Raw genomic sequence first — 18,708 nt, 5'->3', positions numbered from 1 at the left:
CTGTGAGGCGGCTTTTAACTGACCCTGCCGGACCCCGCAACCCCCTATTTTCAATTATCGAAAATTTTCTTGTCCCTTCGTGCGCGACAGCAGCCTGCCCATGGTCCGCCGGGTCCATAGCCGGATGCGTTCCATGTAAAGATAGATGACCGGCGTGGTGTAGAGGGTCAGCAGCTGGCTCATCATAAGCCCTCCCACCACCGTAATGCCCAGCGGGCGGCGCATTTCCACGCCATAGCCACTGTTGGTAATCAGTGGCACGGCCCCAAGGGCCGCTGCCAGCGTGGTCATGAGGATGGGGCGGAAGCGCTGGATGCATGCATCGCGAATGGCATGGCGGGCGTCCAGCCCCCGGTCACGTTCGGCATGCAGCGCGAAATCCACGATCAGGATGGCGTTTTTCTTCACGATTCCCACCAGCAGGATCATCCCGATCATGGTGATCAGCGAAAACTCCTGCCCCAGCGCCCACAGCGCCAGCACCGCCCCCACCCCGGCCGAAGGCAGGGTGGACATGATGGTCAGCGGATGGATGTAGCTTTCATACAGGATGCCCAGCGTCACATAGATCGTGACAAGGGCCGCGATGAAGATCAGCACCTCGTTGATGATGGCGGACTGGAACTGCGCCGCCTGCCCGGTAAAGCCGCCATGGATGGTCTGTGGCACATGCAGCCGCACCATGGTGTCGGCAATGGTGGCGGCGGCGTCACTCAACGCCATGCCGGGGGCAAGGTTGAAGGAAATGGCCGCCGATACGAACCCCGCCTTGTGCGACACGGTAATGGCGGTGGGGCGGGGTTCAAGCCGCGCCACGTTTGAAAGGGGCAGCATGGTTTCGGTGCTGGATGACACGGCCGACCCGTTTGACGCGCCCGTGCCGCCCGCCAGCCTGTTGGCGATTTCGTTGCGGAAGGACTGCTGGCTCAGCTGCGTGCTGGTGCTGGCCTGCGTGGTGGTGGCCATGCGGGCGCGGACCGTATTGGACACCGTGCCGCCGCCGGGGCTGCCACCGGCGGTGGAAATGCGGAATGACTGCAGGATGTCGGGCGATGTGCGGTACTGGTCCGCCACTTCCATCACCACATGATAGGTCGCAAGCGATGTGGAGATGTTGGATGCGATGCGCTGGCCAAACGCGTCATACAGCGTGTTGCTGACCAGTTGCGGCGTAATCAGGTACCGCGCCGCAAGGTCGCGGATGATGTCGGCATGGATCGCGGCCCCATTGTTCATGACATCCGTCGTGACATCGCGCAGGGCGGGGGCCGTGCGCAGCGCCGATGTCAGGGCAGGCACCCATGTGTAAAGGGCGTCCGCGTCATCACTGGTCAGCAGGTAGCGATAGGCGCCTTCCTTCTGCCGTCCGCCACCGCCGCTTATGTCGCCCGCCGAAAACAGGGACACGTCAAGCCCCGGAATATCGGCTAGCCGCTTGTGGATGCGTTCGATCATCTCATCGGGGCCATCATCGCGCCGGGTGCGGTCGACCATCTGGGCGAAGGCCTGTCCCTCGATATTGGTGTCCCCGGAAAAGGCGACGACTTCCTGCGTGTCCTTGTCGGCGGTCAGGGCATTGCTTATGGCGCGGATCTTTTCCGTCATGGCGGGAAACGACGTGGTCTGGTCCGCGCGGAAGAAACTCATGACCATGGCCACATCTTCCTTGGGCAGTATCCCCTTGGGCATGAGCACGATCACCCCGATCATGATCGCAAGGCTCAGCGGCAGGGTCACGGCGGTCAGCACATGGTGGCGCAGCGCCACATCCAGCGTGCGTTCATAAAACCGCAGCAGATGCTGGTAGCCCGCTTCCAGCCAGTCGCCCGCCATGCGGGGCCAGCGCCGCCACCACGGCGCGTCGGGGGGCAGGGGCGTGTCATGGCTGACTTCCAGCAAAAGGCTGCACATCATCGGCGTCAGGCTGAGGGCGAGCACCAGCGAAACGGTGACGGTAATGGCCAGCGTCATGGAAAATTCGAAAAAGACCTTGCCCGGCGTCCCCCCCAGCAGCAGCAGCGGCAGGAACACCGCCACCAGCGATATGGTGATCGACATGACGGTAAACCCGATTTCACGCGATCCCTTGAGCGACGCCTCCATCCGCCCCATGCCCGCCTCCATGTGGCGGGCGATGTTTTCCAGCACCACGATGGCGTCATCCACCACGAAGCCGGTCGCGATGGTCAGCGCCATGAGGGACAGGATATCGAGCGAGAAATGGAACAGCGACATGATCGCCAGCGTGCCCGCCAGCGAAATGGGCACCGTAATGGCCGGGATCAGGGTGGATCGTGGCGTGCGCAGAAACACCAGCACAACGGCCACAACCAGCAGCACCGACACCAGCAGCGTCCACTGCGTATCGGCCAGTGACGCGCGGATGGTGATGGAACGGTCCATGGCGGGGGTCAGCGTCACCCCGGCCGGAAGGGCCGCGCGCAGGGCGGGAAGGCGGGCCTTGATCTGGTCGGTTACGCGAATGACATTGGCGCCTGCACGCGGAAGGATAATGGCCATGGCGGCCCTGTGTCCGTTCAGGAAGCCGACCTGGCGTTCATTTTCCACGCCGTTATGCACATAGGCCACGTCCTGCAGCCGCACGGGGCGGCTGTCGCGGTAACCGATGACAAGGTCGCGATACTGCGCCGCACTGCGCGCCTGGTCATTGGTGGCCAGTGTGTAGCGCGTGGTGTCGTTCTCGATCACGCCTTTGGGGGTATTGGCGTTGGCCGATGCCAGGGCGGAGCGGATGTCCTCGAACCCCAGCCCGTATTTGAACAGTGGCCACGGGTTGATCTCCACCCGCACGGCAGGGGCGGAACTGCCCATAAGCTCGACCCAGCCCACGCCCTGCACCTGTGACAGCAGGGGCTGCAGCCGTGTCTTGGCGATATCATACAGTTCCGACATCGGCTGCGTGTCCGATGTCAGGGCCAGGATCATGATCGGATTTTCGGACGGGTTGGCCTTCCAGTACTGCGGCTGTGATTCCAGCGTCGCGGGCATATCGGCACGGGCCGCGCGCAGTGCAGCCTCCACGTCATTGGCGGCGGAATCGATATTGGTTGAATCATTGAATGTCAGCAGGATGAAGGCGTTATCCTGGCTGGAATCGGATTCAATCTCGCTGATGCCCGCGATCTGTCCCAGCCTGCGTTCCAGCGGGGTGGTGACGGAACTGGCCATCTGCTGTGGCGATGCCCCTGGCTGGTTGGCCACGACATAAATGACGGGCACCGCGATGTCGGGCAAATCGCCCACCGGCAGGACCCGGTAGGCAAAAAGCCCCGAAAGGACGATGGCTGCCGCCAGCAGAATGGTCGCGACCGGACGCAGGATGAAAATACGGCACAGGTTCACTGCCTGTTCCCGGGTGCTGGATGCATGCTATTCCTGATTGTCGCAAGCGGCGGGACTGCCTGTTTCCAGCCCGGTTTCCGCCATGGTGCCCGCCTGTCCCGCAGGCTGGCGATAATAATAGTATTCCGCGATCCGCATCGGCAGCAGGTCCATGAACCGGGATCCCGCCACCAGCCACCGCGGGAACGAGATGCGCCGCCTGCCTGCCGCAATCCCCGACAGGATGGCGCGCACGGCGTCACCCGTCTGGGTCAGGCCGGGCATGTGGAAACTGTTCTGCGTGGTCATGGGGGTGGCGACAAAACCGCAGCATACGCTGGACATGACAATGCCCGCACGTTTCATGTTGGCCCCCGTCGCCACCATGAAGCGGTCCACCGCCGCCTTTGACGCGCAATAGGACGGCGTGCCGGGAAAGGAGACAAGCCCCGCCACCGAGGACATGGCGCAGATACGCCCCCGCACCCCATCACCCGCGCGGGGCTGCGCGCGCATGACGTGGATGGCGGGCAGCACCGTATTCAGCACGCCATCCATATTGGTCGCGAACATGCGGCGGACCTGCGCATCGGGTTCATGCGGGGCTTCGTCCCCGCCCCTGGTGGAAGCGGTAATCCCCGCGCAGGCAAAGACCAGGTCCAGCGGGCCGGCGGTCGTGATCCATTCTTCCATGCCCGCCTGTTCACGGACGTCCTGCACCCGTATGCGGGCATCCGCGCCGCGTGCGATGCAGTCTGTCGCCACGGCGCGCAGGTTGCCGGCATTGCGTCCGCCCAGATGCAGCGTACGCCCCGGCCGCGCAAGGGCGAGGGCAAGCCCGCGTCCAATTCCGGACGAGGCACCTGTAATCAGTATCGAATCCTGTTTCATATTCGCAGAATACATACACCCTGTTAGAACAACGCTACCCCGTTTACGCATCCGGCGCGCATTTGCACCGTCAAGGAGAACCGCATGACCCAGACAACCATCCCCACCCGCACGCCCCCAGTCGCCCCGGTCCGGCGCCGTGGGGTATGTCTGGTCATTTCAGCGCCATCAGGGGCGGGGAAGTCAACCATTGCGAATGCGTTACGTGCGTCGGAGCCACAACTGCTGCATTCCGTATCCGTCACCACCCGCCAGCCCCGCCCGGGCGAAAGTGACGGAATCCATTACCATTTCCGCAGCATGGAAGAATTTACCCGCATGGCGGAAGCGGGTGAGATGCTGGAATGGGCCACGGTGTTCGGGCGGGGATATGGCACCCCGCGCGCCCCGGTGGAGCAGGCCCTGGCGGAGGGGCGCGACATGGTGTTCGATATCGACTGGCAGGGGCACCGCCAGATCCGTGCCGCCCTACCGGGGGATGTGATCAGCCTGTTCGTCCTGCCACCCTCGATCGCGGAACTGGAACGCAGGCTGCATGGCCGCGCATCGGATGAGGCGGACGAAATCGCGCGCCGCATGCAGGCCGCGCGCGACGAGATCTCGCACTGGAATGAATTCGATCACGTCATCATCAATTCCGACCTGGACCAGGCCATCGCCGAAGCCCGCGCCGTGCTGGTGGCGGCCAGGCTGGAACGCCACCGTCAGGTGGGGCTGGCGGACCTGGTGGCCAGCTTCGGGGTCTGAAGCCGCCGCCGGTCAGCCATCCTTCGGGTCATGCATGTGTTACATGCGCCATGAATGATGGACAAGCCGCCGGGAATTGATATGCGGGATGGCGCGGCATCCGCCGCGCCACTCCCTGACCGCCCGGATTCCCATGCCCACGCGTCGTATCCCCGTTCCCGTCATGCCATTCTGGATGATTGCCCTGCTGGGGCTGCTTACGGCCATCGGTCCACTGGCAACCGACATGTACCTGCCCGCCTTTCCCATCATGGACGCGGAACTGGCGGGGGGACGCGCGGGGGCCAGCCAGGTCACGCTGGCGGCATGGTTCGCGGGGCTGGCGGTGGGACAGTTCAGCCTTGGCCCGATTTCCGACCGGCTGGGTCGCAGGCTGCCGCTGCTGGGGGGGCTGGTGCTGTTTACGGTGGGATCGGTCGGGTGCGCCGTGGCCACGGGCTTCGACCTGTTCTGCCTGTGCCGCTTTGTCTCGGCGCTGGGCGGGGCGGCGTGCGCGGTCCTGCCGCGCGCCATCGTGCGCGACGTGGCAACGGGGGCCGCGGGCGCGCGCATCATGTCACAGCTCATGCTGGTCTTTGGGGTCATGCCCATCCTTGCGCCGTCACTGGGCAGCCTGGTGCTGATGATGGGCCACTGGCGGTGGATTTTCACGATCGCGGTCATCTATGGCGTGCTGGGGCTGCTGACGGTGCTTGCGACCATGCCCGACACCATGCCGGTGGAAAAGCGCATCGCCTTTTCGCTGACCGGCACGATCGCCCGTTATGCCGGCCTGATACGTGAACCGGTGTTCATGTCCAGTGCGCTGATCAACAGCTTTTCCTCGTTCGTCATGTTCGCCTACATCACCTCCGCGCCCATGGTGTTTGAACACCTGCTTGGGTTCACGCCCACCAAGTTCGGGGTGTTTTTCGGCATGAACGCCGGGATATTCATCGCCTGCGCGCAACTGAACGGTAGCCTGGTCCACCGGATCGACCTGTCACGGCTGCTGGACGGTGGCATCGCGTGCAGCGTGGTGGCGGCGGTGGCGTGCCTGGTGCTGTCGCTTGCAGGCATTGCCGGTCCCGCGCATCCCGCTCTGGTCTGCGTGCTGATCAGCTGCATTACCGGCTGCCTGGGGTTCGTGGGGCCAAACGCCACGGTGCTGGCCTTTACCCATCATGGCCACCAGGCGGGCAGTGCGTCGGCATTGATGGGCACCATCCAGTTTTCCCTTGCGGCGGGCAGCGGTTTCATCCTCGGGCACGTGCCCTTCCATTCCCCCGCGCCGCTGGCGGTGGTGGTCATGGTGGGCGTGGGCTGCATGGTGGCGTGCAACACGTGGCGTCATGCCTGCAACCGACGGGCGGACGCATCCCACGCACCCTGAGCACGCGGGCATGGCGGAGGTACGCGCTTTCGCTTTGACGTGAGTGGCCTGCCGCGCTACGGCAGGAACATGTCTGCTGAACCTGTTGTCCGGCATGGCGATCACCCACATGCGCGGGAGGCGTTGTGAACGGCATTCTCGATTTCATTGCCGGGCTGGGCAGGGCCGTTCTGGATATCGTCCGCATGGCGGGGCGGGTGGCGCTGTTTGCCGCCGTCGCCCTGTCGCATGTGGTCCGTCCCCCCTTCTACTGGCGCACGCTGTGGGGCACGCTGGTGGAAATCGGCTTTTTCTCCCTGCCGGTCGTGGCCCTGACGGCGCTGTTTTCTGGCGGCGTGATCGCATTGCAGTCCTATACCGGGTTCGCCCAGTACCATGCCCAGAACGCCATTGCCGGGATTGTCATCCTTGCGGTCACGCGCGAACTGGGACCGGTGCTGGCGGGACTGATGGTGGCGGGACGGGTCGGCGCCGCCATGTCGGCCGAAATCGGGACCATGCGGGTGACCGACCAGATCGATGCACTGACCACCATGTCTACCAATCCCATCAAATACCTAGTCACGCCACGGCTGGTGGCGGGCACGCTGGCGCTGCCGTTCCTTGTGCTGGTGGCCGACATACTGGGTGTGCTGGGCGGGTTTACCGTATGCGTGATGAAGCTGGATTTCTCGGCTTCCGCCTATATCACGGCAACGATTGCCTCGCTCAAGGTCATGGACGTGACGGTGGGACTGGTGAAGGCGGCCATATTCGGGTTCCTGATCGCGCTCATGGGCTGCTACCATGGCTATCACAGCCGTGGCGGGGCCGAGGGCGTGGGGGCGGCCACCACGGCGGCGGTTGTCGCGGCCTCGATCCTCCTGCTGACGTTTGATTACCTTCTGACGGATGTGTTCTTTTCCCAATGAGTGACGCAACCCCCAAGATCCGCATTCGCGGCCTGAAAAAGGCGTTCGGTCCCAAGGTGGTGCTGGATGGGGTGGACCTTGATGTTATGGGTGGCACGTCATTCGTGGTCATCGGTGGCTCGGGCACGGGCAAGTCGGTGCTGCTGCGCTGCATACTGGGCCTGATCACGCCCGATGCGGGGTCCATCGAGATTGATGGCGTCGATGTCACGACGCTTTCGTCCCGGCAGCGCGAACCCTATATGGCGCGGATCGGCATGCTGTTCCAGAACGGCGCGCTGTTTGACAGCCTGAGCGTATGGGAAAACGTGACCTTCGGTCTTGTTGCCGCCGCCCGCGCGGGGCATGGCCCACGCATTACCCGCGCGCAGGCCCGCGTGCGCGCGGGCGCCCTGCTGGAACAGGTGGGCATGGACCCCGCCGTGGGCGCGCTGTCGCCATCCGAACTGTCGGGCGGCATGCAGAAGCGCGTGGGACTGGCGCGCGCCATCGCGGCCCGCCCCGAAATCCTGTTCTTTGATGAACCGACGACCGGGCTTGATCCCATCATGGGCGCGGTGATTGACGGACTGATTGCCGATTGCGTGCGCAAGCTGGGATCAACCGCCATCGCCATCACGCATGACATGGCGTCCGCCCAGCGGATCGGGGACCGGGTGGGCATGCTGTATGAAGGCCGGCTGATCTGGCAGGGACCGCCCTCCACCCTGTTTGACAGTGGCAACCCGGTGGTGGACCAGTTCACCCATGGCCGCCGCGAAGGACCGATAAAAATCGATGTGCGTAGCTGACTGATAAAAAAGACAAAAGTTTCTGGGTGTCTCCTTTTTTCAAAAAGGCGGCATTCTTTCGAAGCTTTTTGCAAAAAGCTTCGCCAAAAACTTTTTCATGTTTCCGAAGGGGTTTTTCAGACCACATCTGACTTTCGCGGCCGGTCGTTCCATATATGATATACACGATCTGTTCTTGCCCAGGGAGCCCTCATGGCGCGTCGGCCCGCTAACCGTTTTGTCTGTCAGTCCTGCGGGGCGGTCTTTCCCAAGTGGTCGGGCCGGTGCGACGCCTGTGGCGCGTGGAACAGCATTGTCGAGGAAACGGTCGAACCCACGGCAACAGGCGGCACCAACGCCCGCAGGCGCACGGGGGCCCGCATCAACCTTGTGGGGCTTGCGGGTGATACCCCGCCGCCGCCCCGCATCGAAACCCACATCGGGGAACTGGACCGCGTGCTGGGGGGCGGACTGGTTCCGGCATCCGTCGTGCTGGTTGGTGGTGATCCGGGTATCGGCAAATCGACACTGCTGCTGCAGGGCGCCTGCGCGCTGGCACGCGCCGGACGCCAGGTCATGTACATATCGGGCGAGGAAGCGGTGGACCAGATCCGCCTGCGCGCGCGCAGGCTGGGGCTGGAAGCGCCGACGCTGGAACTTGCCGCCGCCATAAACGTGGCCGATATCGTCGCAACGCTGGAGGCGGAAAAGGATCTGGCCCTGGTCGTGATCGACTCGATCCAGACCATGTGGATGGAAACGGTGGAAAGCGCGCCCGGCACCGTAAGCCAGGTCCGCGCCTGCGCGTTTGAACTGATCCGCCTGGCCAAGCAGCGTGGCTTCAGCCTGATCCTGGTGGGGCACGTGACCAAGGAAGGGGCGCTGGCCGGTCCCCGCGTGCTGGAACACATGGTCGATGCGGTCATGTATTTCGAAGGCGATCGCGGCCATCAGTTCCGTATCCTGCGCGCGGCCAAGAACCGTTTTGGCGCGACTGACGAAATCGGCGTGTTCGCCATGACCGACCAGGGGCTGGAGGAAGTGCCCAATCCATCCGCCCTGTTCCTGGCTGAACGGCGCGGGCATATCGCAGGCTCCGCCGTGTTTGCGGGCATGGAGGGCACGCGCCCCGTGCTGCTGGAGGTGCAGGCCCTGCTGTCGCCCAAGGCAGGCGACGGCGGCGCGCGGCGCGCGGTCGTGGGATGGGATACGGGGCGGCTGAACATGCTGCTGGCGGTGCTGGAAGCACGGTGCGGCATCAAGCTCAATGCCATGGATGTGCATCTCAACATTGCAGGCGGCCTGCGGGTGGGGGAGCCTGCCGCCGACATGGCGGTGGCGGCAGCCCTTGTATCCGCCGCCACCGGGCAGCCCACCAGCGCGGGTTCGGTCTATTTTGGCGAGGTCGGCCTGTCGGGGGAGATCCGTCAGGTCTCGCAACCCGACACAAGGCTGAAGGAAGCTCACAAGCTGGGGTTCGAGCAGGCATTCCTGCCGCGCCGTATCGCACGCGGCAACCGCAAGCCCACCGCCCCCGACGGGCTGGGCATACAGGAAATCGGCCATCTGGGCGATCTGGTCAGCCTGTTTACCGGGGCGATGGAGGAGGCGGAGGCGTGAGTGCGCCCGAACGCTTCATGCTGCGCAAACCCGCGATGCTGGAGCGGGAGGTCAGGAAAAGCATCTTCCTTGCACAGGCCGCCCCCGTCGCAACCCCGGCGGACGCCATGGAATTCATTGCAGCCGTCAGCGATCCCGACGCCACCCATAACTGCTGGGCCTATCTGATCGGCCAGACCTATCGCAGTGATGACGCGGGCGAACCCGGTGGCACCGCGGGCCGGCCCATCCTGCAGGTGATCGAAGGACAGGGTTTCGACCGCACCGTGGTCGTGGTCACGCGGTGGTTTGGCGGCACCAAGCTGGGGGCGGGCGGTCTGGTGCGTGCCTATGGCGGGACGGCAGCGGAATGCCTGCGCACGGCGGAACGCATCCCGATCGTGGAAATGGTGTCCCTGACGTTTGGCTGCGGTTTTTCCGACCATGCCCTGCTGCGTGCACGACTGGAAAGCATGGACTGCCAGATCGTGGAAGAAGACTTCGGCGCCAAGGGTGTCGGCATGCAGATCACCCTGCCCGCGATACGCGAGGCGGAGGTCCGCACCCGCATCACCGACATTACCCGTGGGCAGGCCACCATCCGCGTGGTGGAGGAAGACACCACGCCGGGTGTTGGAGACTAACGCTATTGCCGCTATGTCAGACAGCGTTTCACGTTCACCATACGGAAAAAGACCATCATGACCGATACCCCGCCGGACCGTCTGTCCGTCAATCCCGCCAGCCCCTTTTACAACGAGTCCCTGCTTGATCGTGGCATTGGCGTGCGTTTCAAGGGAATCGAGAAAAACAATGTCGAGGAATACTGCATAAGCGAAGGCTGGGTGCGTCTGGCCGTGGGCCGCGGCACCGACCGTTTCGGCAACCCGATGGCCATGAAGGTCAAGGGCCCGGTCGAGGTCTGGTTCAAGTCCTGACCCTGTTACACTGGGCTGGCACAGGTAAGACGACAAAAGCACGTCGTGGCAAGTCGGCTGGCCCCTGCTGCCCTCGGGCCGCCTTACCGGATTACTGCGTTGCGGACATATTCGCATGAAGTATTGCAGTGATCATCGGCATCACGCGCGATACGGCCACCCTGCTCTGCTGCTGGCTTCGGGACATCGTGGCCAGGCATGATGCCCTGCAGGAAAGATCGAAGCCGATAAACGCCATGTCGGCGGACATCGGAAAGGCAAAAGATGCCGTGGCGCTGCCGGGCAGGTCACCGTTTCCTGGCTGACCAAGTGCTGCGGCCATGTTCATGCGGTGATGATCCCTGACGCGGGAAGCAGGAAATGCCTGTTTCCCACAAAACAGGCTGGCATTCCGGTCGGCGTGCTTATTTAATCTCCTGATCCCATGTCAGCCGCCCATTTTTTATAAATGGTTATCGCGCTGCTGGCGGGACGACGGCATACAGACCGATTTCCAGATGCTTCCCCGTTGAATAATTCAGTCCCGTCTGTTGTCCCAGTTCATGCACATCCAGGCCGTTTTCCATGATGCGGGCACTGAAAGCGCCCAGATCCCGCGCGCCTACCAGCGCCATGCCGCATTTGGGGTTCTGCTGCAGGAAATCGGCGGCGGCCGTGGCGTTGATCAGACGCGTATCCTGACCCAGCAGGAATACAAGACTGGGTTCCGAATCCGATGTCGAGGCCACGATGGTCCGCGCGCAGGGGCGGTGCGCATCCACCATCGCCGCAAGGCGGGGACTGAGCCAGATGGTCTGCAACCGTGGAATGACGGTCGTGAACAGCCCGACATGGATGATGATGGCGGCTGCCACTGCCGCCATGGCCGCCCGCAGCGCATCACGGTGCAGGATCATGTAACCCGACAGGCCCAGCAGCGGCAGTGCGCCCGCAGGCACCAGCATGGCGGCAGGGGAAACCATGCCTTCCATACGCCACAACAGAACCGGCCCTGCGAACGCAAGCACCGACCCGATCGTGAACCAGATCAGCCCATAAGCCGCCAGCAGGCTACGTCCCCATATTGCCCGTGGCCATTCCCAGTCTGTAGGAAAGGAAACAATCGCCGCCGCTGTCAGGATCGCAATGGCCGGATAGGTCGGCAGCACGTAATGCGGCAGCTTGGTCGCAATTGCCTCGAACACCAGCCAGTGCGGCACGATCCAGCACAGCAGATAACGCACATGCGGCTGAAACCGGCGTTCCCATACAAAAGGCAGGCTCATGGCCGCGAAAACCGACCCGGGCCAGAATGCAATGGCAAATACAGCCAGATGATAGCCCGGCGGCAGGCCATGCGTTTCCTGCCCGCTGGCGACCTTACCCAGAAAATTGCGCCCGACCGCCCGTGAAAAGAAATCGCCGTGACTGATAACCCCGATGGCGACGCACCATGGCAGCACAATGGCCAGCATGACCAGCCAGCCCCATGCCGGCCGCAGCCGTTTCCACCAGTCAATGCGCCGTTCCACCAGCGCCAGCGCAAGGGGCGTGCCAAAGCCAGGAATCAGGATAACCGGTCCCTTGAGCATCAGCCCGCACCCCAGCGCGGTCCAGTATAACAGGGCCGCGGCAAGCGGAGTGGCAAGGTCGCGTTCACGATCCAGATAAGCCCGCAGCAGCCCGCATTGCGCCAGCAGTACAAACAGCAGCAGGGTCGTATCAATGGTGGCCATCCGGCCTTCGGCCGTCATCAGCACCGACACCGCCAGCAGCGCCGCCCCCAGCAGGCCACACATGGAGCCAAACAGGGCCGCGCCAATCCACGCGGTCAACACCGCAGAAGCGGTCACCGCCAGAAGGGAAGGAATACGATAGGGCCAGACCGCGTGCGCGTCCTGCATGCCCGTCAGGCGGACAGCAGTGGCTTCAAGCCAGTATATGCCAGCAGGCTGGAGATAGCGGGGCTGATCCAGAAACCTGACATCGACATAGTTGCCGCTGTGCAGCATCTGCGCGGTGGCTTCCATATAACGCGGTTCATCACGGTCCAGCGGTGGAAGCGACGCACGCCCCGGCAGGAACAGGATAAATACGGACAGCGCCACAAGGATATAGTGACGCAATGTCAGACGCGTCATGGGCACGGTCCCTTCAGCGTTCGGTAACGCGTTTCGGTATCCTGGCGCGGTTGTTAAGCCACATTACACCCAATATGTCCCGGATGCCGACAATGGCCCGGTTGAGATTGGTATATTTGGAAGATCCATGCAGCCGGGTACGGTGATCGACCGAAAGACAGGCCAGCGGCACGCCCCGCCTGCCCATGAGGGACGGCAGGAAACGGTGCAGTCCTTCAAACTGGGGCAGTCCAAGGAAATCCACGCGCCGGAATGCCTTCAGCGACGCCCCGGTATCGGGGCAGCCATCATCAAGCAGGCGACGACGCAGGCCATTGGCAAAACGTGAGGCCAGCCTGCGTGACATGGTGTCACGCCGTCTGGTCCGAACACCCACAACCAGGGGCGCGCGCCCTTTTGCCATGCGGCACATTTCCAGCATGGCGGCAAAATCAGCAGGATTATCCTGTCCGTCACCATCCATCAGGATGACCCACTCACCGCGCGCGGCTTCAATGCCGGTGCGCAGGCCAGCGGATTTTCCGTAAACCGTATCATGGCCAAGGATACGCAGGTCAGGCAGGATACCGTCACGCCTTACGGCTTCAAGCTGTGCGACCGTATCGTCCGTGCTGCCGTCATCAACGAAAATGACTTCAGCCCCGGGCAACTGGCCAAGGACATCGGAAATTTCCTGACATACAGGCCGAATATTCGGCCCTTCGTTCAGTACTGCCGCGATAATGGAGACAATGGGACGGTCGTCCGCCCCATTACCTGACATGCCGGTTGTCACCAATGATGATCAGGCAGCACGCTGGGACAGGGCCGTCGGCAGATCACCGATGGACTTGTCAATAATCTTGCCGTCCACATCTGCGGGCAGACTTGCAGCCAGCGTTTCACGCGTGGCCTGAATGGCGATGTCAACAGCCGTCTCACGCACTTCGCGCAGAGCGGAACGTTCTGCCGAAGCAATCCGGTCCTTCGCCATCTGTTCACGCCGTGCGGCGATTTCCTCGGCGTCCTTGCGGGCCTTCAGTGCAATATTGGCGGCTTCACGCAGGGAATGTTCAACCAGTTCCTTGGCTTCGGCCAATGCCGCTTCGCGGTCACGCGTCGCGTCCTCAAGCATCTGCTCGGCTTCACGGCGCAGGCGCGCTGCTTCATCAAGCTCTGCACGGATGCGCTCTGCCCGTCCGTCCAGCGCGCTCACCAGGGGTTTCCATAGTGAACGCCCGAACAGGACAAAGAACAGGACAAAGGCAACAGCCGACCAGAAACGGGGATCATGAAACATGATTATGACCTGTCTGTCTTGGGCAGCGGGTCAGAGACCACGTGCTGCCGCAGCAGAACCGACCTTTGCCGTCACGAAATCGGCCGGGGCGGCAATGCCGGATAACTGATGGATCAGCGTTTCCGCCGTCGTTGTCGAAATCTCACGCACGGATGCCAGCGCCTGCCCACGTGCCTGGGCAATGCGGGTTTCGGCATCCTGGATTTCCGTCGCCAGACGCGCATTCATTTCCTCGGTCTGCCGGGCGGCGGCAAGACGCGCCTCCTCGACAACCTTGTCCACATTAGCCTGTGCGTCAGCCAGTGCCTTGCGGCGGGCTTCATGCAGGTCGGCCACTGCTTCATCAGCGCGGGTCTTGGCCTTGTGCGCAATCCCGAGATCCGTCTCGATCGTCTGGCGACGCAGCGACAGGACCTTTTCCACCTTCGGCAGGGCCGAGCGGCTCAGCAGAAGGTAAAGTACCAGGAAAATGCCAGCGCCCCACACCACCTGTCCGATGACATAGGGATTGCCGAAATCAAGCTGGGGCATGCCCTCGGCGCGCGCGCCAGGGGCAACCATGGCCATCAGCGGCAGAGCCAGCGCGGACGAGGCCAGAACTGTCCCCGCCCTTCGGATGTTGTCATACATCACGGCGCGCGCCATGTTCGCCTCCAGCGTATCAGACGAACAGGATCAGGAACGCGATCAGCAGCGCATACAGGGCGACGGCTTCCGTCAGGGCGAAGCCCAGCATGCCGAGACCGAACACATGCGGACGCGCGGACGGGTTGCGCGCAATGCTGCTGACCAGCGTGGAGAAGATGTTACCCAGGCCAATGCCAACGCCAGCGAGGGCGATAACGGCGATACCGGCACCAATTTCACGGGCTGCTGCGATATCCATGTCTTGTTTTCCTTGTTTCAGACGTTCTGGATTGAAATATATGGAAGCGGGGTTGGGGCCCGTTAGTGGGCCACCGCCTCCCTCAGATAGATGCAGGTAAGGATTGCAAACACATAGGCCTGCAAGGCACCGACCAGCAATTCGAGTGCCATCAGCGCGATATTGATGACCACGGGACCAACGGCGATGATGTCACCGAAGAAGCCCAGACCGGCCAGCATGATCGTGAAGGCGGCAAACATGTCGAACATCACGTGACCGGCGACCATGTTGGCAAACAGACGGATCGACAGGCTCACGGGACGCGAAAGAAAGGAAAGGATCTCGATCGGGATCAGCAGCGGGGCCAGTGCCTTGGGGGCGCCGGCGGGCATGAAATGGGCTAAGAACTTCGCCCCCTGCACCTTGAGCGACACGATGATCGAGAGGCAGAACACCATCAGCGCCAGCGCCAGCGTCACGGCGATATGGCTGGTGAAGGCAAAGGAAAAAGGCAGCAGGCCGAGGTAATTGCCAGCCAGGATGAAGAAGAACAGCGTGAACACGAACGGGAAGAAGGCCCGGCCTTCCGGACCAATCGTATCAACCGCCATGTTGTGGATGAAGTCGTAGCACATTTCTGCCGCGGACTGCAGCCGGCCCGGCACCACCGCCGCGGGACGCATGCCCACGTACAGGAATGCCAGAACCACAATGGCGGCAACAATCATCATCATGGGGGACTGGCTGAACCGCAGGGATTCGCCAAGTGCACCCAAAACTGGATGGAGCTCGAACTGACCGAGCGCGTCGATGGATGATCCGGCCGCCAACTTCGTTCTTCCCTATATCCGTCCTGAGCCGTCGTCCGGCCCCTTTGCCTCAGCGTTTATGGCATCGGGCCTGACAAGACGCCAGACATTAAGCACACCTGCCACACCCCCCAGAAGCGAAAAGATGATGAGGAACCAAGGCTTCGTATGCAGCCAGTGGTCAAGCCCCCAGCCAATCGCAACCCCGACCACCAGCGCCGATACAAGTTCCGTTCCCGACCTGATCACCAGGCCCAGATCGGACATTGTCCCACCGGTGTCACGGACGGCAGGCGCGGGCGGGTTCATACGCTCGCGGGCTGCTTCCAGTCGCCGGTCAAAGGACTCGTCGGACGGGTCGTTATCCTTATCCACTTCTCGCACCTCCCAAGGGTGCAGGCGCTAGCTAACGATGCTGCAATAACCTGTCAAGCAAGGGGTGGCAAACAAACGTGCCATCCCTGCATCTTTTTTCCCCGGCAGGGGTTCAATATGCCCTTATTCGCCGGAAGAACCGCCGGGGATGACATCATAGCCGGCACTGCCGGGAAACGCGCCTGGCGGCGGGGCGTCGGCGGGTTCGACATGGATGGCCTGATTGACATCCGGCCCGATCTCACGCGCGTTGATGGCGGTCCCATGGTCGCCTGTCACGCCGGTGCCGATGGCGTGCAGCGCCGCCCCGGGCCTGAGCCATGCGACAAGGCGGGCCGCGTTCTTTTCGCCCACGTACACGACGCTGTGGTCGCGCATGATCACGCCCTGCGCCTTGCCCTGCATGTCATACAGGGGGGCAAGGATGGTGCCATCCACCGGCACGTCTGGGCCGATGCTGGGGGAATCAACCGGCGCCGTGGCGGATGCGGGCGGATGCACGTCGGCAATACGGCGCCCACGCGGGCCGCTGACGGCATACGCCCGCACGATCGGCTGGCTGATGCCCTTCAGGCCACTGACGCTGACCTGTTCGCCCGGCCGGGCGATGGCGGGCAGTTCTTCCCCCAGATCGTGGGAAAAGAAAACCTGTGTCCCGTCACCCAGCAGCATGCCGGACACCTGACCCGCCGGGGTCAGGATATACTGCACAAGCTGCCCTGTGGTGACCGGCAGCGGGGTCATGTCGAACACCGGCGCGACCTGCGCCGCAGCCGGTACGGCCGGTGCGGGCTGTGCGCCACCCCTGCTGGCGGCATGGGCACTACCCGCCGCCAGACTGCCAGCCACAAGCACGCCCGCAAGCAGGCGGCAGGAGGAACGTCGATGAATGTCCATGCGGGTACCCGTCTTTCGTCTGTCTTAGAGCCCCGGTCGTCCACCGGGCGTGCTATCTCATGCCATCCTCGGCGCGCAGGCAAGGGGCCTTGCTGTGGGATCAGTGCCGGAAATGGCGCATACCTGTGAAGACCATGGCGATGCCAGCCTTATCGGCGGCGGCGATCACCTCGTCATCACGGATGGAGCCACCGGGCTGGATCACGGCGGTCGACCCCGCGGCGATTGCAGCTTCCAGACCGTCCGCAAAGGGGAAGAACGCATCCGACGCCACGACGCTTCCCTGGGTCAGTGGATGGTCGATGCCCGCTGCCTTCGCGGCGTCTGCGCTTTTGGTCGCGGCGATACGCGCGGAATCAACGCGGCTCATCTGTCCCGCGCCAATCCCCACCGTGCTCTGGTCCTTGGCATAGACGATGGCGTTCGACTTGACATGCTTGGCCACGCGGAAGGCAAAGATCAGGTCCGCCATTTCCGCTGGCGTCGGCGCGCGTTTCGTCACCACCTTCAGCGCATCGGGCGTGATGCGGCCATTATCGCGTGTCTGCGCCAGGAAGCCACCCGCCACCGAACGCACAACCACGCCACCGGCTGCCGGGTCAGGCAGGGCGCCGGTCAGCAGCAGGCGCAGGTTCTTCTTGCGGGCAAGGATCTCACGCGCTTCGGCACTGGCGTCGGGGGCGACGATCACCTCCGTGAAGATCGCGACGATGCGTGACGCCGCCTCGGCTTCCAGCGTGCGGTTGAGCGCCACGATCCCGCCAAAGGCCGAAACCGGGTCACAACGCAGCGCCCGGTCCCATGCTTCGGCCTGCGTCGCCGCCACGGCCACGCCACACGGGTTGGCGTGCTTGACGATCACGACGGCCGGGGCGTCGAATTCGGCCACGGCCTCAAACGCCGCATCGGTGTCGTTGATGTTGTTGTAGGACAGGGATTTGCCCTGCACCTGCGTCGCCGTCGCCACACCGGGGCGGGTGGAGCCATCGGTGTAGAAAGCCGCCTTCTGGTGCGGATTTTCGCCATAGCGCAGGCTTTCGCGCTTTTCACCCGCCACGATCATGCGCGGGGGCAGCACCTCGCCTTCCTGGCCTGCGAACCATTTTGCGATGGCGGCGTCATAGGCGGCCGTGCGGGCATAGGCCGCACCGGCAAGCTTCCTGCGCTGCGCCAGCGTGGTGCCACCGTTTTCCAGCGCGGTGATGATTTCGCCATACTGCGCCGGATCGGTCACGATGGCGACATGGGCATGGTTCTTGGCCGCCGCACGGATCAGGGCCGGACCGCCGATGTCGATGTTCTCGATGCAGTCCTCCGCGCCCGCGCCAGACGCCACCGTGGCCTCGAACGGGTACAGGTTGACGGCCACGAGGTCGATCGGGGCGATCGCGTGTTCTTCCATCTGGCTGACATGCGCGGGCAGGTCACGCCGGCCTAGGATGCCACCATGCACCTGCGGCACCAGTGTCTTGACGCGCCCATCGAGGATTTCCGGAAAACCGGTATGTTCGGACACATCACGCACCGGGATGCCGGCTTCGCGCAGGGTACGGGCGGAACCACCCGTCGAGAGGATCTCCGCGCCATGGGCGACAAGGGCGCGGGCAAGGTCAAGCAGGCCCTTCTTGTCGGAAACGGAAATCAGGGCACGCCGAACCGGCACGGTCTTCGGGGGGGTCATCAGCAGGTGACCTTTCACGCAAGCTGGAAATGGGCCAATCCGGGTGGATTAGTCCAACCGCGTGATGCGGGGCAATAAGCGAAATGCCATAACTGGCCCGTCTGGGGCG

19 protein-coding genes are annotated in these 18,708 nt (G+C 63.3%); 7 read left to right on the top strand and 12 right to left on the bottom strand.

Annotated elements, in window-relative coordinates; genetic code table 11:
- Positions 1-54: 54 nt before the first annotated feature.
- On the bottom strand, positions 55-3,363 hold the full coding sequence (locus GEU01_RS03375; RefSeq protein WP_019084940.1) for an efflux RND transporter permease subunit: 3,309 nt from the start codon (positions 3,361-3,363) through the stop codon (positions 55-57).
- Positions 3,364-3,390: 27 nt separating this feature from the next.
- On the bottom strand, positions 3,391-4,233 hold the full coding sequence (locus GEU01_RS03370; protein WP_042710765.1) for an SDR family NAD(P)-dependent oxidoreductase: 843 nt from the start codon (positions 4,231-4,233) through the stop codon (positions 3,391-3,393).
- 84 nt (positions 4,234-4,317) lie between these two features.
- On the opposite strand from GEU01_RS03370, the gene gmk reads away from it, so the two are divergent.
- The 7 genes from gmk (at position 4,318) to GEU01_RS03335 (ending at position 10,570) form a co-directional block, all read left to right on the top strand.
- Positions 4,318-4,980: a guanylate kinase gene (gmk, locus tag GEU01_RS03365; protein ID WP_010509485.1), complete on the top strand. Its 663-nt coding sequence runs from the start codon at positions 4,318-4,320 to the stop codon at positions 4,978-4,980.
- Positions 4,981-5,068: 88 nt separating this feature from the next.
- Complete coding sequence (locus GEU01_RS03360) at positions 5,069-6,352, top strand: multidrug effflux MFS transporter (protein WP_019084938.1); 1,284 nt, start codon at positions 5,069-5,071, stop codon at positions 6,350-6,352.
- 125 nt (positions 6,353-6,477) lie between these two features.
- On the top strand, positions 6,478-7,263 hold the full coding sequence (locus GEU01_RS03355; RefSeq protein WP_019084937.1) for an MlaE family ABC transporter permease: 786 nt from the start codon (positions 6,478-6,480) through the stop codon (positions 7,261-7,263).
- Positions 7,260-8,054 carry an ABC transporter ATP-binding protein gene (locus tag GEU01_RS03350; RefSeq protein ID WP_019084936.1) on the top strand — a complete coding sequence of 265 codons (795 nt, stop codon included), beginning with the start codon at positions 7,260-7,262 and terminating at the stop codon, positions 8,052-8,054. Before GEU01_RS03355 ends, GEU01_RS03350 begins: the two co-directional genes overlap by 4 nt.
- A gap of 192 nt (positions 8,055-8,246) precedes the next feature.
- Positions 8,247-9,653 (top strand): DNA repair protein RadA, encoded by a 1,407-nt coding sequence (radA, locus tag GEU01_RS03345; RefSeq protein ID WP_019084935.1) that lies wholly within the window; start codon positions 8,247-8,249, stop codon positions 9,651-9,653.
- Positions 9,650-10,276, top strand: a complete 627-nt coding sequence (locus GEU01_RS03340; RefSeq protein WP_019084934.1) for an IMPACT family protein — start codon at positions 9,650-9,652, stop codon at positions 10,274-10,276. Before radA ends, GEU01_RS03340 begins: the two co-directional genes overlap by 4 nt.
- A gap of 57 nt (positions 10,277-10,333) precedes the next feature.
- Entirely contained in the window at positions 10,334-10,570 is a 237-nt protein-coding gene (locus tag GEU01_RS03335) for a DUF3297 family protein (protein ID WP_010509497.1), read from the top strand.
- A gap of 91 nt (positions 10,571-10,661) precedes the next feature.
- Here the strand turns inward: GEU01_RS03335 and GEU01_RS26150 are convergent, their stop codons facing one another.
- The 10 genes from GEU01_RS26150 to purH all read right to left on the bottom strand — a co-directional run bounded on the left by GEU01_RS26150 (position 10,662) and on the right by purH (position 18,599).
- Positions 10,662-10,898: a hypothetical protein gene (locus GEU01_RS26150; protein WP_198284438.1), complete on the bottom strand. Its 237-nt coding sequence runs from the start codon at positions 10,896-10,898 to the stop codon at positions 10,662-10,664.
- Between the two features lie 124 nt (positions 10,899-11,022).
- Complete coding sequence (locus GEU01_RS03325) at positions 11,023-12,690, bottom strand: ArnT family glycosyltransferase (RefSeq protein WP_019084932.1); 1,668 nt, start codon at positions 12,688-12,690, stop codon at positions 11,023-11,025.
- Positions 12,691-12,703: 13 nt separating this feature from the next.
- On the bottom strand, positions 12,704-13,453 hold the full coding sequence (locus tag GEU01_RS03320) for a glycosyltransferase family 2 protein (protein ID WP_019084931.1): 750 nt from the start codon (positions 13,451-13,453) through the stop codon (positions 12,704-12,706).
- A 21-nt stretch (positions 13,454-13,474) separates the two neighbouring features.
- A complete protein-coding gene (locus GEU01_RS03315; protein ID WP_010509505.1) occupies positions 13,475-13,969 on the bottom strand; it encodes a F0F1 ATP synthase subunit B family protein in 495 nt (164 codons plus the stop codon).
- Between the two features lie 30 nt (positions 13,970-13,999).
- Positions 14,000-14,614, bottom strand: a complete 615-nt coding sequence (locus GEU01_RS03310; protein WP_010509507.1) for a F0F1 ATP synthase subunit B family protein — start codon at positions 14,612-14,614, stop codon at positions 14,000-14,002.
- A 16-nt stretch (positions 14,615-14,630) separates the two neighbouring features.
- A complete protein-coding gene (locus tag GEU01_RS03305) occupies positions 14,631-14,855 on the bottom strand; it encodes an ATP synthase subunit C family protein (RefSeq protein WP_003616715.1) in 225 nt (74 codons plus the stop codon).
- Between the two features lie 62 nt (positions 14,856-14,917).
- The gene (locus GEU01_RS03300) at positions 14,918-15,667 is read right to left on the bottom strand and encodes a F0F1 ATP synthase subunit A (protein ID WP_019084930.1); all 750 of its coding nucleotides are present in this window, start codon (positions 15,665-15,667) and stop codon (positions 14,918-14,920) included.
- Between the two features lie 12 nt (positions 15,668-15,679).
- Entirely contained in the window at positions 15,680-16,021 is a 342-nt protein-coding gene (locus GEU01_RS03295; RefSeq protein ID WP_019084929.1) for an AtpZ/AtpI family protein, read from the bottom strand.
- Between the two features lie 123 nt (positions 16,022-16,144).
- On the bottom strand, positions 16,145-16,918 hold the full coding sequence (locus tag GEU01_RS03290; protein WP_019084928.1) for a hypothetical protein: 774 nt from the start codon (positions 16,916-16,918) through the stop codon (positions 16,145-16,147).
- A gap of 100 nt (positions 16,919-17,018) precedes the next feature.
- Positions 17,019-18,599 (bottom strand): bifunctional phosphoribosylaminoimidazolecarboxamide formyltransferase/IMP cyclohydrolase, encoded by a 1,581-nt coding sequence (gene purH, locus GEU01_RS03285; RefSeq protein ID WP_019084927.1) that lies wholly within the window; start codon positions 18,597-18,599, stop codon positions 17,019-17,021.
- Between the last annotated feature and the right edge of the window lie 109 nt (positions 18,600-18,708).

The sequence above is a fragment of the Komagataeibacter europaeus LMG 18890 genome (assembly GCF_000285295.1).
Lineage (GTDB): Bacteria > Pseudomonadota > Alphaproteobacteria > Acetobacterales > Acetobacteraceae > Komagataeibacter > Komagataeibacter europaeus.
Note: the sequence above shows the minus strand (reverse complement) of the source record. Positions and strands in the feature narration are given on the sequence as shown.